The following is a 16369-nucleotide window of genomic DNA, read 5'->3' as shown; positions in this document are numbered from 1 at the left end:
TCTGGCTAATTATATCTTGCTTTAAAATCTTTAAAATTTCGCTGAAAAGCGTACATTAATCTTTGAATTTCATTTGCTTGTCTAGGGATTATATTATGTTCCCATTTCTTACGATGATTACTTAGCAATTTTTCAATATTATTTGATGTTTTGTTAGATATAAAATATATGTCTTCTTTTACATTTAAATCTGACGCTAATCCAATAAAACTTCTACCTAGATGTAATTGTAAATCTGATGTATAATGCTTACATTCAATTGCTATAATTACTTTTGTATGTCTAGGTTCATAGGATATACTTCTACAGCTTCTAGCCTCTTCTTGTAATAAGACACATAAATCGCATTCATGAGAAACTTGTGAGCGTCCTTGAATTCTAATCCCTACATGAGCTTCTAATATTGGTTTACCGTTAAATTCTATTACAGCATGAGTATAGGGGTGGGTTGAAACATAAATTTGCCCTGGGCTACGACGAAAAATTAAATATTGAGTATCTTGTTCAAGCGCGTTTTGAAACCTAATCTTTGCTCCTTCATTTTGCGCTGCTCTAATCAAAATACTAAAAATATAAGCTTCATATAAATCTGATACATCAGTTGAACTGCCAAATCCTAGCTGAACTAAGCTCCCTATTCTAGTTCTAATTCCTTGAATTAAAGATAAGTTGATCGGCATTATTCTTCAATCTCCCGGCGCAAATCATTCAGTAAATTTTGTAATCTTCTAGCTTCTTGCCAACGCAAATTTATTTGATTATTATTAAAAATAAAATAATGATGAGTATCTTCATCTTCTTCTGTATAAAATTTTATTCTTGGTTCTAGTTGTAAATCACTCATATCTTGCATTAGAAATTTTCCTATTTCTTGCTCTAGCTCTAGAGTATTTACAATTGCTGTCTCAAAAGCTTCCAATAAAAGTAATACCTTTTCTTTATCTGTGTAATCTTCTCGCTTGATCCGAGGAGTTTTTTCTCGATTTTTTTTAGCTAATTTGTCTTCTATACTGACTATTTTTCCTTCATGAATAGAATTATTCACTTGTTCTATAATCCAACCTAATTTATACTGATTAATTATTTCTTCAACCTCATAATATAAGCTTTGATAATCATCGTTATTCATAACTATCCTTTATGCAGTATAAAGTAAGCTTTGTAACTCATTCACTGCTTTCCTAAGTTCTTGCACTCCACCGAACCTTTGAGCAATTTCAGCCACATTTCCATATTTATCAAACTCGCGGTTAGCCTTAAATGTGGTTGGGATATTAAATTCATCAACTCCTTTCTGTGCATACCTGTCCAAAAGTATTTCTAAAATTGCTCTAGCATCTTCCCCATACTGCTCAAAAAAATCAGCCTTGCGTCGTCGTAACCTTTCAGCCCGTTGCTTGCAAGTCAGCACTGGAGCATCAAAGGCAATATGACATAGTAAATCAAAAGGGTCTGCTTCGGGAAGATTAGTAACTTGTTTTAACTCATCAAAATCAATTCCCCGATCTGCCAACAACTCAATAATCTCGGAACGCTGTTCTGGATCTGCCCAGCGTTGCTGTATTTCTATGGTAGAACGATAAAGAATCCTAACTTGCTCTCTGGTGTAGTCAATTAATCGAGACAAGCGCAGTTGATTGTCTGGGTTTAAATCATAAATTCTTTCTTCAACAATTTCTTCGCTACCCCCATCGGCGTAATATTTCCGAGGTGGTGCGTCATCGTCATCTGGGAGTCCCCAAAATCCAGACTTGTCGTCATCATCTTCCAAATCTTCTGCTTCGTCTTCTAACTCTGCTGATTCCAGTTCCTCCTCATGTTCAGAGAGTATTTCCCCCTGATCATCCATCTCTGATTCATTAATGAGGGCGGGTTCTCCGTCAAAATCTCTATCCTCAAACAATACTGTGCTGTTGGTGTAATCCAGTATATTAAAAGACAGCTTACCCCGTTCTTCTCGCACACGAGTTCCCCGTCCAATAATCTGCTTAAAGTCTGTCATTGAACGAATAACACGGGCAAGCACAACATTTTTACAGGTGGGAACATCTACCCCTGTTGTTAGTAACCTAGCAGTTACAGCAATAACGTGAGTTTCATTTAAGACATCTTTAAAGTTGTAGAGATGTCCCTTACCCACATCACCAGCATCAGAGGTAATGCGAGTGATGTAGTTAGGATTGGTTCTGTTGATATCGCTGTTGAGGTTGCGTAATTCCTTGATCATTGCCTTAACGTGCGGTTCATCCACACAAAAGACAATAGTTTTGGCATAGCGATCGCTGCTTTTGAGAAAATCAGTAATGTGTTGGGCGATCGCCTTTGTCCGCGCTTCTCTCACCAATTTCCGCTCAAAGTCCGGTGTCAGATAAACTTCATTAGGAATCGTTCTTCCATAACGGTCAATTTGTCCAGCACTAGGCCGCCATCCTTCCCGATCAGAACGGGTAAGAACCCGATAAACTCGATAGGGAGCTAAGAAACCATCATCAATCCCTTGTTTGAGAGAATAGGTGTAAAGGGGATTGCCAAAGTAGCGATAGGTATCAACGTTATCATCCCGTAGCGGTGTCGCTGTCAGTCCCAACTGATATGCAGGTTCAAAATGTTCTAGAATTTGTCGCCAGTTACTCTCATCCCTAGCACTACCCCGGTGGCACTCATCAATAATAATCAAGTCAAAATAATCAGGACTATATTCCCTGTAAAGTCCAAAGCTATCTTCTCTATCCCCAATAGCTTGATAAATTGCAAAGTAAAGGTCACGTCCTTTTTTTGCTTCCCCCTGAATTTTGTAAATTTTCTCCTGACTAAAGGCAGAAAAATCCTTATTCATGGGGTCATCTACCAATATGTTCCGATCTGCCAAAAACAGAATTCTAGGGGAACGAGATTCACCAGAAGCATTCCACTCCAAACTTGACAGTTTCCAAGCGACTTGGAAAGCAACAGTAGTTTTACCTGTTCCCGTCGCCAATGTCAGCAGTAGGCGTTTTTGACCTTTGAAAATCGCCGCTAGTGCTGCATTAATGGCGTTCCGTTGATAATAACGCAGTGGTTTATCTGGTGTTGGATAAAAGGGAGTTAGCAGTTTTTCGGCTATGTCCTCTCTAATTTTTTCTTTACCTTCCCCTGTTAACCGTTGCCAAAGTTCATCAGGACTGGGGAATGAGTCCATCACATCAGACTGCTTACCTGTGATGAAGTCAAACTCTACAATTCCTTGTCCATTAGTAGAGTAAGCAAACTTCACGTTAAGTATTCCAGCATAGGCGATCGCCTGTTCCAGTCCCTCATCAGGAGTTTCATATTTCCTTTTTGCCTCTACTACTGCCAAGGGAAACTCGCCGTTATACAGTAGCAAATAATCTGCAAATTTCCGTTTACCGCGAGGCTGACGCTTGTTTTTGGGGCGAATCTTGCCATCAGTGAAGTAATACTGCTCAGTATAATCGTGTGGTTCTTGCTCCCAACCCGCATCTCTTAGTTTTGGTTCAACATACTTACGGCAGGTATTAGCTTCATTGCTCATGACTAGCCACGTTACCAGTTACTTTTATAACTTAACAGTTAGTTGCGTCTACTCACAAGTAAATAATGTTACCTCAGATGGAAGTTATAAATATTTCTCAGTGATAATCATCGCTGACATCATCAGTCGTTTCATGGAAAGCGATCGCATTATTTTTTTACGCACATCATGACTCATAATATTTCCTCAATAGTCACGAATCGTGAGTTAAAGTGTCTTTCAAACTAAAAACGCTGATAGACAATAATCCCCAGACAAATGAATATAGAATCGATGCACTCAGTGACTTGCCCTTGGAGCCTTTGGAATATTGCCAACGTTGGGTTGAGATGTCCTCTGATGAACGGGGATATAGAAAAGCCTGTATTGCAGCTCTAGCTGAAGCAACAGGCTTAAGTGAAAGGACTATAGGGAATTGGGGACAAAACTTTGAGAGGCGACCTAACTATGTAGTGCATATATTACGCATGGCAGATATGCTTAACCAAATTAGGAAAATAGTCCTACCTCCTGATTATCCTCAAAAATAATTTAGTCGTGATTCGTGAGTGAAATACTTGTAATGTGACCCGATCTTCCTTAACTTGAGTTCAGCAAGCATAGGATTTCTGAGAGTAAATGTTTAGCTCAGTGGCTTTTCAATACTGCTTACCTCTGCTTGCTTAATCTGACTCACCAAAACAGAAGATGCAGACTGGGAGCAACTCCCATCAGAATAATCATCGAGTTGATATGCTCCGTCAGTTGCCCCTAGAACCGATGGAGTATTGTCGCCGTTGGGTTAGTCAAGAACCAGGACGTAATTATCGCAAAGCCTGCATTAATGCGATCGCCCAAGTTACAGGTACTAGCCCAAAAACCGTTAAGGACTGGGGGACTGACTTTCGCCGACGACCTAAATACGTTACCCGCATATTACGACAAGCCGACCTAATCAACCAATTTAGACAGCTTGTTGCACAAGGAATTGTGACTTTACCTCCAAACTTTCCTCAAGAATAAGCAAAAGCGATCGCTACTCACGACCAATTGCCCCAAAAACCCCTTGCTGTTAACACAAGGAGAATCTTAGGCTGAGGTACATAGGTACTAACTATGACGAACAGTCGCATCTTTCTTGATGACAAAAATGGCAGAACACCAAATGAACTCAATCTCTACTTTTGACATCACTAAGTATTTTCTTCTTGATGTCCTGAAAGATATTAAAACTGGACGCATCCAACTTCCAGATTTTCAAAGAGATTGGGTTTGGGATGATACCCATGTGCGTCGTTTACTTGCCAGCATATCTCTGGCTTACCCAATTGGAGCAGTTATGATGCTCCAACAAAGCATTCAAAGCCGACAATTCAAACCCCGCCTAGTTGATGGAGTCTTAAAACCAGAAAAATATACTCCAAGCTTATTAATCCTTGATGGACAGCAACGCTTGACAACTCTGTTTATGGTGCTGCTATCTGAGCAACCTGTAACGATCAAAGACCAGAAAAGCCAAAAAATTATTAAAAAGTGGTACTACCTGGATATTGAAAAATGCCTCAAACCAGAATGCGATCGCCGTAACGCAATCATTGCCTTACCTGAATCAAAAATTGCCCGAATCTTCACAGGTGGTTTAATTGACTGTTCCACTCCTGAAAAAGAATATCAGGCATTATTGTTTCCCTTATCCAAAGTTTTCTTTTTTTCTGAATGGCGAAGTAAATTTTCTAAGTATTGGCAGTACGAGCCTCAAAAGCTGGAGCTAATTGACACATTAGAACTAGAAGTCCTCAAGAAATTTGAGCATTATCAAATACCTGTGATCCAACTGCGTGAATCCCTTCCAAAAGAAGCCGTTTGCCAAGTATTTGAAGATACAAACACTGCTGGATGTGACCTTAATTACTTCGACTTAATGAGTTCTAGTTATTGCACTACTGACTTCAGTTTGAGAGATGATTGGAAACAGCGCGAAAATCGCTTCCAATCCTTAAAGGTACTGCGTAAGCTACGTAGTACTGATTTTGTACAAGCCGTTACGTTGATGGCTGGTTACGCCAAAAGGATAGAAGCTATAAAACAAGGCTGGAATATGGATAAATTACCAAGCGTTGCTTGCGATCGCGCTGAAGTGCTAAAACTCAGCAAAGAAGATTACCAGAAATGGGCTGACCCAATTACCAAAGGTTTTGAAGAATCTGCTCGTTTCCTTTATAGTCAAAAAATTTTTGATGCAAATGATTTAGCCTACCCCATTCAATTAGTCATCCTCAGTACCATTTTTACTGTTCTAGGAGAGCGTTCCCGCTCTTCTCATATACGTTCTATGCTGGAACGCTGGTTATGGTGTGGAATGTTTGGTGAAGTATATACACGCTGGTATGAGGCACGAGCCGGGCGAGACGTGATAGAAGTACCAGAATGGTTAGTAGGTGGCTCACTGCCGCTTACCATTGTGCAAGCAGATTTTTCTTTTGATAGATTGATTAGCGTTAGAAAACGTTACGGTGCAGTCTATCAAGGTTTAGCGGCTTTACTACGACGTGAGGGGGCAATTGATTGGTGTACTGGCGAAGAAATCAATGATGTGATTTATTTTGAAGAACAAATAGATTCGCACCATATCTTCCCTGTCGCATGGTGTCGCAAAAAAGGTATTGACCCCAAAAAGTATAACTGCTTGATTAATCGCACACCTTTAAGTGCCAAAACGAACAAAAAGATTGGTAGTAAAGCACCTTCCATTTATTTAGGAGAGTTTGAACTTTCTGGGACATCAGTTAGAAGACTTGATGAAATATTGCGATCGCACGCTATATCTCCAAAAAGTTTGCGGCGAGATGACTTTGAAGCCTTTTTCCAGATGCGGGCAAATAATTTGCTGACGCTAATTGGAAAGGCAATGGGCAAAAGCTTAAGCTTTGAATCGTTTCAGGAGTTTGTTGGGGAGCATCATAACGGGAATAGCCGAGAGTATAAGCTTCATCCCGAAATTAACCCGAATTATTAAGCACGGTCAGCATCCTAATCTCTGACTTTACTCAATAGTGGAGTTTGTAACCCAGACATAACTCATAGCCAACACATTCCTCAATTCTCCTACTGTTATTTTTCTGAGGATTCTTTCTTTTGCAACCAATCTCTAATCGCTTCCTCCAAGGCCGCAGTCTGCGTCAACTCCAGACGCGCACAGGCGATTTCAAACGCGATTTTTATGTCTTTAGGGACTCTCCCCCGAACTTCTCTAGTTTCTTCTGCCATCCTAATTTGGAGCCAAAGCTTGCGGCTTTCATTTTTGCACAGCCTCTCAGGAAAAACACATTTGCGTCATTACGCTGTTACGCTATTGCGCTATAATAGAAGAATAAAAACAATAAAAAACCTGTCAGTTTTATTGAATCTGCAAAGCCGAGGACACCATGAGCGTTATTACAATTCAATGTCGCATGGTTGCTGAAGAAGAAATCCTCTGCACACTGTGGGAACTGATGGCTGGTAAAAATACACCACTCATCAATGAATTATTGGCACAGGTAGGAAAACACCCAGAGTTTGAAAGTTGGCTAGAAAAAGGCAGAATATCTACTGAATTACTCAAAACACTTGTTAACTCCCTCAAAACTCAAGAGCGTTTTGCTGGTCAACCTGGACGCTTTTACACAAGTGCGATCGCTCTAGTAGATTATGTATATAAATCCTGGTTTGCTTTACAAAAACGAAGAAAGCGGCAAATAGAAGGTAAAGAACGTTGGCTGACAATCCTCAAAAGTGATCTACAACTCGAACAAGAAAGCCAATGTAGCTTAAACGTAATTCGTACTAAAGCCAACGAAATTCTTACCCAATTTACCCCCCAGTCCGACCAGAATAAAAACCCTAGAAAGAGCAAAAAAGCTAAAAAATCTGCAAATTTACAAAAATCTTCACTTTTTCAAATTCTTTTAAACACTTACGGAGAAACACAAGAGACTCTTACTCGTTGTGCGATCGCATATCTACTAAAAAATAACTGTCAAATTAGTGAACGTGAAGAAGACCCAGAAGAATTTAATAGAAATAAACGCAAAAAGGAAATTGAAATTGAGCGATTAAAAGACCAACTCCAAAGCCGCATACCTAAAGGTAGAGATTTAACAGGGGAAGAGTGGTTAAAAACTTTAGAAATTGCTACAGCTAATGTACCTCAAAATGAAAATGAGGCAAAAGCTTGGCAAGCAGCACTATTAAGAAAATCTGCTGATGTCCCCTTTCCTGTGGCTTACGAATCTAACGAAGATATGACATGGTTTAAAAATGACAAAGGTCGTCTCTTTGTTCGATTCAATGGTTTGGGAAAGCTAACCTTTGAGATTTACTGCGATAAGCGTCATTTGCACTATTTTAAACGCTTCCTAGAAGATCAAGAAATTAAACGCAATAGTAAAAACCAATACTCAAGCAGTTTGTTTACTTTGCGTTCAGCAAGGCTCGCTTGGTCGCCAGGAGAAGAAAAAGGTGAACCTTGGAAAGTAAATCCACTTCATCTTTACTGTGCTTTAGATACTCGGATGTGGACTATTGAAGGCACTCAACAGGTAGTTAATGAGAAAACCACAAAAATTACCGAAACGTTAAATCAAGCAAAACAGAAAGATGGCCTCAACGATAAACAACAAGCTTTTGTCACTCGTCAGCAATCCACGATAGATAGAATTAATAACCCTTTCCCTCGTCCCAGCAAGCCTAATTATCAAGGACAACCCTCAATCCTAGTTGGTGTTAGTTTTGGTCTAGAAAAGCCAGTAACACTAGCTGTAATTGATGTTGTTAAAAATGAAGTTCTAGCTTATCGTACTGTCAAACAACTACTTGGCAAAAACTACAACCTCCTCAACCGCCAGAGACAACAACAGCAACGCCTATCTCACGAACGCCACAAAGCTCAGAAACGAAATGCGCCCAACTCCTTTGGTGAATCAGAGTTAGGGCAATACGTGGATAGATTATTGGCGGATGCGATTGTAGCGCTCGCCAAAACCTATCAAGCAGGCAGTATAGTTATCCCAAAACTGGGCGATATGCGTGAGCAAATCAGTAGTGAAATTCAATCTAGAGCAGAGAAGAAATGTCCAGGTTACAAGGAAGTTCAACAAAAATACGCCAAAGAATACCGCATGAGTATTCATCGCTGGAGTTACGGCCGATTAATTGAGAGTATTAAATCCCAAGCTGCAAAAGCAGGAATTTCCACTGAAATTGGTACACAGCCAATTAGAGGGAGTCCACAAGAAAAAGCGCGAGATTTAGCCGTCTTCGCATATCAAGAACGTCAAGCCGCTTTAATTTAATTCACTAATCCGAACCTTGAAAATATAATATTTGTATAACAGCGCCGCAGTTCATGCTCTTTCGAGCCAATGTATTGTGATAAATCTGGGTTAGTTTGGCGGTTGGAAAACCGTCATGCTTTCTGACCCTGGTAGCTTCCCGCTTCTGATGCTGCCATCTGTAGAATTCTATAGATGGGACAGGTGCGCTCCCAGCAATAAGGAGTAAGGCTTTTAGCCGTAGCTGTTATTTATAACGGTGTGGATTACCACAGTGGTGGCTACTGAATCACCCCCTTCGTCGGGGGAACCCTCCCAAATATTTTTTTGGCAAATCAAAGCGGGGGCAAAAACTCTGGGGACTTGCCAAACTCTAAAAACCCTTGTTTTGTATTGAATCAAGAAATTAATACGTAAATTAATTTAATTTTTTGCTTTTTAGCAGAAGTAGCTTTTTAACAGACTTGTCAATTAGACATCTGAAAAGCTTATTTAACAAGGGTCTAGGCGGGAATAGTTTCAACGACCATTCCAGCTAGGGGTGGGTTGAAAGGCGACTATCGTAGCGGAAGGGGTGAAGCTGAGGGAAGGTTTCAACGACCATTCCAGCTAGGGGTGGGTTGAAAGGCTGGAAAATGCCAACTGTGGCAATGGGTGCAGTTAGGTTTCAACGACCATTCCAGCTAGGGGTGGGTTGAAAGCCAAAGCGACAACTTGACAACTGGGTGCAGCAAAAGTTTCAACGACCATTCCAGCTAGGGGTGCGTTGAAAGAACGTCATTATCTGATCTGAGCATAGGTTTGGCATATAACTGTTTCAACAATCATCCCGGTTATGGGTAGTTTGAAATAACTTAAAGTAGGTTTATCCCAGAAATCGAAAAAGTTTCAACAACTATCCCATCTAAAATTCGTTTAAGAGGGTTGAAAGGAATGTCACCTTCCCAACACTGAAATTTCAAAAGTCATGCTGACTAATGGAAGGTTGCAATAAATAGGTATGGTATTTCCTTGTGAAGACGATATACACCATTTACTTTCCGTGATTAGTTACTTCATTATGAGGTAGGGGCAATTATAAAATTTGCCCCTTGAGATTTGGTGTAGAAAATATTGGTGCGTGAGTTTAATATGGTACTTGCTACGTCAATTAATCCATAATTTTAAGATGGCATTAATTTGTTAGCAGTGGTGTAAACTAATTCGACAAGACTAATCTGTTAACAACGACATTAATTTGCGAAAACATAGCCTAATTAAATTGATTCTAAAAAATAGCCGAAGCGACATTAATTTGCGAAGAACGACATCAATTTGCGAATTGCGACATATAATGTGCGAATGTACAGCGGGCGATGGGACTCGAACCCACGACGTTCACCTTGGGAAGGTGACATTCTACCACTGAATTACGCCCGCATTAACAGGTAGAATTATAACACTATTTTTGGGCGTTGCATAAATGCGGTATGAACTGAGGCTTTTGTACAAAGCAGAATATTGATTCTACCCTTCTCCTTCTCCTGTCGGAGACGCTGCGCGTAGCTTGCTTCCTGTAGGGTACGGAGACGTGAACGGGAACGCTTTGAGCAAATGCGTCTACCCTGCGGGTTCTGCTTACAGTATGCGTGTTAGCGTTAGTGGGGCGTAGCCTGATAAAAATCATCCCACTAATCAGCAACGCCTATTTTTGTAGTGTAGATAATATCTGCATCCCCATCATCTGTTGGCACAATCTCTTATACAAAAAGTGCAGGGTCTCCCAGGGAAGAAAGAGATGACATTCTTCCTACCACAGATCATGGTTCATACTTGCGTCACAATGTTACTGTATTCAGATCACTGTCATACAGTGAAAAGATGCGGAACATAGATAGTGATAAGCTATTTTGCTTTTAAGTTGCACAATCCGTCGTGAGGGCTTTTGACTGTCAACGGTCAACAGTTAACAGTCCTTATTAGTAGTTATGCAATTTAGACGCGCATTAGCTTAACTGCTTAATGTATTTTCCGGCGAAAACATAAATTTAGCTAGCACACACAGTAATACCTGAGTTAAAAAGGATGAATCTGAATTATCTTCAGTTCTAATCGGGTATTTCCTGATTATGTATTTTTGTCAACAAAAAAGCGGGAATTGCTATCCAACTTGAGTAACTAATATGTTCAACGCTACAGAAATTTTAATTGATGCTTTTGTGAACCAAATTCGAGAAGGTTACACTCGGACTTATGGTTGTTTAAAGAATGATTACCAAGACATCATCGCTTGGGCTGGTAGCATGGCTTTGGAAAACATCGCTAATAGTGATGCGCTTTATCACAATGTCGAACATTCAGTATTAGTTACTCTTGTAGGACAAGAAATTTTGCGTGGTAAACACATCCGCGAAGGTGGCGTTTCTAGCGAAGACTGGTTACACTTTATTATTTCTTTGGTGTGTCATGATATCGGCTATGTTAAAGGAGTCTGCCGACAAGACCAAGAACACGCAGGATTATATGCTACTGGTGATAATGGCAGAATGATTTCTCTGTTACCTGGAGCTTCTGATGCTAGTCTGACACCTTATCATGTCGATAGAGCTAAACTATTTATTGATGAGCGTTTTGGCGGCCATAAACTGATAGATGCTGAGGTAATTAAAAGCAATATTGAATGGACTCGTTTTCCTGTACCCACAGCAGAAGACCATCAAGAAACAACTAATTTTGCGGGATTAGTGCGCGCTGCTGATTTGATTGGGCAATTAAGCGACCCGCGTTATTTGAAAAAAATTACATCTTTATTCTATGAATTTGAAGAAACTGGCATCAATAAAGTTTTAGGCTACGAAACGCCAGCCGATTTACGCAAAAACTATGCCAAGTTTTACTGGAATGGTGTTCATCCTTATATTAAAGATGGTTTACGCTATCTATCTCTGACACAACAAGGTAAACAAATTATGGCTAATCTTTACTCGAATGTGTTTGTAGTGGAACATGAAAGAACTCAAGAGGAACATCTCTACCTAGTTGAACAACTCCATGCTTAGATGATAGTCATTGGTCATTGGTCATTGAAAACCGACCCCTGACCACTGACACCAGACAAAAGGCAAATAAATTATGAATTGGTGGCAAAGACTCCAGAAAAATCCTTTAGCACAATTTGGGGCAATTTTACTTTTAATATTTTATTTGGCGGTGATTGCGGCTGATTTTATCGCTCCGTACGACCCTTACACTTCTCAACCGAATGGTTCGCTATTACCGCCAACTAAGATTTATTGGGTTTCAAAAACATCAGGTAAGTTTATCGGCCCCCATGTCTATCCCACAACACAAGGCAATACAGATTTAGAAACAGGCGATCGCCAACTCATTGTAGACGATAAAAAGCCCTCACCTGTGCGTTTCTTTGTTTCTGGGCCAGAATATCGACTGTTACAGCTAAGTCTACCCCTGCCTCCCAAGTGGGAAGAAACCACAATTATCCCTGGTATCCCTTTAAATTGGCATTTATTCGGTGCAGATAATGGGGCAAAACTCAACATCTTAGGTACGGACGAACAAGGCCGCGACCAATTCAGCCGCCTCCTACATGGTGGACGTATTAGTATGTTTATCGGCATTATTGGGGTGATAATTACTTTTCCTCTCGGTTTGCTAATAGGGGGAATTTCCGGCTATTTTGGCGGTTGGACGGATAGCATTATTATGCGGGTTGCAGAAGTGCTGATGACTTTCCCCAGTATTTATCTGTTGGTTACCTTGGGGGCAGTTTTGCCGGCTGGTTTAACTAGCAGTCAGCGATTTTTACTCATAGTTTTGATCACCTCTGTAATTAGCTGGGCTGGGTTAGCCAGGGTAATTCGTGGACAAGTGCTGTCAATCAAAGAACGAGAATTTGTCCAAGCTGCCAGGGCTATGGGTGGTAAGCCAATATATATTATTCTGCGTCATGTTCTGCCGCAAACTGCTACTTATGTAATTATCTCTGCTACTTTGGCGGTTCCTAGCTTTATCGGTTCAGAAGCAATACTCAGTCTCATCGGTTTAGGTATTCAACAACCAGACCCATCTTGGGGTAATATGCTATCTCTAGCTAGCAATGCTTCCATATTAGTGCTGCAACCTTGGCTAATTTGGCCGCCAGCCGTGTTAATTATTTTGACAGTTTTAGCTTTTAATTTACTCGGTGATGGGTTAAGAGATGCCCTTGATCCTCGGAGTTTACGCCGCTAGCAACCCAAGACTTTACCCAGGTTATTGTCCTGGGTAAAAGGCGATCGCAGATTGATAAAAACCTAGCTTTTTTAACTCCTGGTTTCGATGTCATACAACTGACAGAGGGTGAGGAGTTTTTGTTTGAGGCGATCGCGCACATTCTCTGGCGCTACAATCACACAATCAGGGGTATATTGCATAATTTCTCGAATAAACCAAAAGGTACTAGAAACACGCCTGACAACTCGCCGCACTCGTTTTGTATCTGGTAGCCATTCATTGACAATATCTTCTGGTTTGGCTTGATAAGCAAAGCCTAAATTACCTAATAAATGTATTTCTACGTCTATCTCTGCTAACCCCGAACGCCATTCACCAGTAACAGGTAAAACAGCAGCATCTTGTATTCTATCTAAACGCAAACTCCAATTGTGCTGTAATTCTGCCACCTCCAAGTTACCCTCAGTTTCTTCAGACCAGCAATCAAGATATTGACGCTTTTCATGAAGGTTAACTTCAGCGTAACGGACAGTGAAATTCCAGACGTGATGTCTAGCATCTTGATAACTCAGTTGAAACGGCTGCTGGCGTAAGATGTAACGGTCTATTTCTAAACGCCACTGCGGGGGTAGGTTTCCTAAAAAATTTTCGATGTCGGTACGTAGAGGTATTGGTAGTTCACTACGTTCAAGTAATAATTTTGCAATTATCTGCGCTTGCTCATTTTGCCCAATGTCTGCTAGCACTCGCATCGCCCGGTCAAGCGCACGGATACGCGATTCTGACCAGTCATGATTTTTACCAATAGTTAAATGATGACGAGCGATCGCTTCTATTAACTTGGAGATATTCGGGCGATCGCCCCACATCATACCAAATTCCAAAGCTAAGTTTTCTAACTCGGCTTTATCCCGTTCTGATACCGATAGCGTTATGGACTGACCTTTGCGACTCATTAAAAATGTCCGTACACTTTATACTTATAATCTCTTGTCAACTTCTATTCTGCGTGCCATTATAGTTTTTAACAACCAGTTACGGACACTATTTAAGTTTATGTCCCAGAACTAGGAAAAACTCGCACCGTTGGTGCGAGAAATTGACTGGACTAAAAATCTGAGTTTTCCCGTTATCTTTTTGGGGATGTGATTGTTCACTATGTCCCTATCCCAAAATCCCCTAGTTTTTTATCATTTATTCTCATTAAATCTAGATTGTTGAGAATATGCTAGGGTTAAAAACCCTTACTGTCTGTACGTTTTCAGACCACACTAAAAGTCAGATATAATAACTGCCACCAATGGTGGCAGAAATTTAATGGTGTTTATTAAGTAATTTATGAAAATAAAACTGCTTTCCACATGGTCAAAATATTCTCAACTTTCAGTTTCTCACATTCAACTTGTGACTCATCAACAAGAAGTTTGGGAGTCCATAAAAAATTATCAAGTTGTATTTGACACTGCTTTAACTGGTGACGGGAAAACTTTAGCTGCTCTTATTCCGGCTTTTAATGAACGTGGGTTAGGAAAAGCTTTATTCAATTATCCTACCAATGAGCTTATACGCGACCAGGGTAAACAAATAGAAAAATGGAAAAATGAATTTAATCTTGACTTACAAATAGGTGAACTTACAGGAGCTAAATTAGCTTCCTATATGAGTGCTGATGGTTTTAACAAAATTGAGACATTGAAAAATGTAGCCGAAGGTAATAACTTAATTGCAACCAATCCTGATATCTTTACTTTAATTCACCGCTTTTACTATAATCGTAGATTTGGTAATATAGCCCAAATAGCTGAATATTGGCTAACTTATTATCGTTACATCGTATTTGACGAATTCCATATTTTTAGCGCACCACAAATTGCTAATGTCTTGGATGGTCTTGCATTTAACAGAGCAAGTTTAGGAGAGCGTTTTGCAGCAAAATTTCTTTTTCTTTCTGCGACACCAGATAATATTTTATTAAGAGTTCTTGACAAAGCAGGGATTACGACCAAAGTTATTAAAGGTGAGTATGATCATGATTTAAAACAAAGTGATACTCATCGTAGAATTCTACACGAAGTTAAGTTAGATTTGGTCAGTTCTGAGCAAAGCAATGGGGGAATCGAAAATTGGGTTTTTGAAAATTTAGAATACATCCAGCAATTCTTTTCTCAATATCCTAAATCTAAAGGACTTATCATTGCTAACAGTGTATTTGCTGCCAAGCGAATAATCAGAGCTTTAGAGAATGCTAATTTGGGCTTAAGCATAGGAGAAAATACAGGTCTCACTGGTGCAAAAATTAGAGAAGATGCAATGAATAAACAATTGATTATTGCAACTTCTACAGTTGACGTAGGTGTAGACTTTGCCATAAATTTTTTAATCTATGAATCTTTAGATGCTGGTACATTTATTCAGCGTTTAGGCCGACTAGGAAGACATGACGGATTTACCAATTATCAAGCAATAGCTTTAGTTCCAGATTGGGTAAAAGATAAGTTTTCTGAGCTTTATAGTAATGAAACCGAAGCAGACAGAGAAAGTTTTTTTGCAAATGTTAGAGAAAAAGTCTATCAACAGCCTCAAAAATTTGACCGATATTTAAACCGTTGGGGTTGTGTCCTTTCTACAATTAGGTTTGGTTTGCTTAATCAGCAAAAGAATCAATATCAAACTCTGATTGAGCGTTATTCTCAGGAAGCTACACGGCTTGTTGGTGCAACTCCCAAATGGTGTCGCCTGAACGAACTTAAAGAACACAAAATTATTATTAAGGATTTGGAGACTTTTCGAGGTGCAGGACAGTTAGATATATGGATTAATGATCCAGATACAAATGCAGTCAGGAGTATTAATTTATTACGTTTACTTGCAGGAACAGATTTTGAGCTTATTTCAGAAGATGAAGCTCAAGAAATTAGTCGAAATTTAAATGAACCCTTTTATAAAAATAATTTGGGATTATATGCACGAATTACACAATATTTAAGTAGCTATGAACTCGTAGACGTAACTTTTACCGATTATTTGGACAGGTTGTTTCTCAATATAGCACAAGAAAGAAAAGGATTTTTTATACAGAGTCGGCATAGAGAAATTAAGAAAATAAATGAACAACTTGAATATTTACCCCTTACAACTTGCGTTGCAGACCCTAGTAAATACGATATTAAAGGATTGCGTCGTATTTATAGATTACCTGCCTTATTTGAATTACACAAAGTAGTAGATTTGAGCCGAAAAGAGTATCCTGTGGCTTTTGGATTAGATGCACTACTTTTGGATAGTCTTCTTTATTGGCAAAAAACAAATGAAATATTTATAGCAGAAGAGTAAA

General features: G+C 39.6%; 12 protein-coding genes and 1 tRNA gene. 7 read left to right on the top strand and 6 right to left on the bottom strand.

The features are described 5' to 3' along the window. Positions 1 to 5 precede the first annotated feature (5 nt). The 3 genes from ACM5QX_RS17565 to hsdR are packed head-to-tail and all read right to left on the bottom strand — an operon-like array spanning position 6 to position 3532. On the bottom strand, positions 6 to 680 hold the full coding sequence (locus ACM5QX_RS17565) for a hypothetical protein (protein WP_414754698.1): 675 nt from the start codon (positions 678 to 680) through the stop codon (positions 6 to 8). After that, entirely contained in the window at positions 680 to 1129 is a 450-nt protein-coding gene (locus ACM5QX_RS17560) for a hypothetical protein (protein ID WP_414754697.1), read from the bottom strand. Before ACM5QX_RS17560 ends, ACM5QX_RS17565 begins: the two co-directional genes overlap by 1 nt. A gap of 9 nt (positions 1130 to 1138) precedes the next feature. Then, positions 1139 to 3532 (bottom strand): EcoAI/FtnUII family type I restriction enzme subunit R, encoded by a 2394-nt coding sequence (gene hsdR, locus ACM5QX_RS17555; protein ID WP_414754696.1) that lies wholly within the window; start codon positions 3530 to 3532, stop codon positions 1139 to 1141. A 212-nt stretch (positions 3533 to 3744) separates the two neighbouring features. Between hsdR and ACM5QX_RS17550 the strand changes: the two genes are divergently transcribed. The 3 genes from ACM5QX_RS17550 (at position 3745) to ACM5QX_RS17540 (ending at position 6527) form a co-directional block, all read left to right on the top strand. Then, positions 3745 to 4062: a hypothetical protein gene (locus ACM5QX_RS17550; protein WP_414754695.1), complete on the top strand. Its 318-nt coding sequence runs from the start codon at positions 3745 to 3747 to the stop codon at positions 4060 to 4062. Positions 4063 to 4219: 157 nt separating this feature from the next. Further along, positions 4220 to 4534 carry a hypothetical protein gene (locus tag ACM5QX_RS17545; protein WP_414754694.1) on the top strand — a complete coding sequence of 105 codons (315 nt, stop codon included), beginning with the start codon at positions 4220 to 4222 and terminating at the stop codon, positions 4532 to 4534. A gap of 142 nt (positions 4535 to 4676) precedes the next feature. Continuing rightward, positions 4677 to 6527, top strand: coding sequence for a DUF262 domain-containing protein (locus tag ACM5QX_RS17540; protein WP_414754693.1), 1851 nt, complete (start codon positions 4677 to 4679; stop codon positions 6525 to 6527). A 95-nt stretch (positions 6528 to 6622) separates the two neighbouring features. Here the strand turns inward: ACM5QX_RS17540 and ACM5QX_RS17535 are convergent, their stop codons facing one another. Next, positions 6623 to 6778, bottom strand: coding sequence for a hypothetical protein (locus ACM5QX_RS17535; RefSeq protein WP_414754692.1), 156 nt, complete (start codon positions 6776 to 6778; stop codon positions 6623 to 6625). Positions 6779 to 6936: 158 nt separating this feature from the next. On the opposite strand from ACM5QX_RS17535, the gene cas12k reads away from it, so the two are divergent. Then, complete coding sequence (gene cas12k / locus ACM5QX_RS17530; RefSeq protein WP_414754691.1) at positions 6937 to 8844, top strand: type V CRISPR-associated protein Cas12k; 1908 nt, start codon at positions 6937 to 6939, stop codon at positions 8842 to 8844. 1326 nt (positions 8845 to 10170) lie between these two features. On the opposite strand, the gene ACM5QX_RS17525 is transcribed toward cas12k, so the two are convergent. Continuing rightward, a tRNA-Gly gene (locus tag ACM5QX_RS17525) sits at positions 10171 to 10242 on the bottom strand. 743 nt (positions 10243 to 10985) lie between these two features. On the opposite strand from ACM5QX_RS17525, the gene ACM5QX_RS17520 reads away from it, so the two are divergent. Both ACM5QX_RS17520 and ACM5QX_RS17515 read left to right on the top strand, forming a co-directional pair. Further along, positions 10986 to 11861, top strand: a complete 876-nt coding sequence (locus ACM5QX_RS17520) for an Npun_R2479 family HD domain-containing metalloprotein (RefSeq protein ID WP_010995724.1) — start codon at positions 10986 to 10988, stop codon at positions 11859 to 11861. Positions 11862 to 11934: 73 nt separating this feature from the next. Beyond that, the gene (locus tag ACM5QX_RS17515; RefSeq protein WP_414754690.1) at positions 11935 to 13053 is read left to right on the top strand and encodes an ABC transporter permease; all 1119 of its coding nucleotides are present in this window, start codon (positions 11935 to 11937) and stop codon (positions 13051 to 13053) included. 71 nt (positions 13054 to 13124) lie between these two features. Here ACM5QX_RS17515 and ACM5QX_RS17510 read toward each other — a convergent pair whose 3' ends face one another. Continuing rightward, the gene (locus tag ACM5QX_RS17510) at positions 13125 to 13991 is read right to left on the bottom strand and encodes a WYL domain-containing protein (protein ID WP_414754689.1); all 867 of its coding nucleotides are present in this window, start codon (positions 13989 to 13991) and stop codon (positions 13125 to 13127) included. A gap of 382 nt (positions 13992 to 14373) precedes the next feature. Here ACM5QX_RS17510 and cas3 point away from each other — a divergent pair, with 382 nt between their 5' ends. Then, on the top strand, positions 14374 to 16368 hold the full coding sequence (cas3, locus tag ACM5QX_RS17505; protein ID WP_414754687.1) for a type I-D CRISPR-associated helicase Cas3': 1995 nt from the start codon (positions 14374 to 14376) through the stop codon (positions 16366 to 16368). The last annotated feature ends 1 nt before the right edge of the window (position 16369 follow it).

Source organism: Anabaena sp. CCY 9910 (genome assembly GCF_963920875.1).
Lineage (GTDB): Bacteria > Cyanobacteriota > Cyanobacteriia > Cyanobacteriales > Nostocaceae > Trichormus > Trichormus variabilis.
Note: the sequence above shows the minus strand (reverse complement) of the source record. Positions and strands in the feature narration are given on the sequence as shown.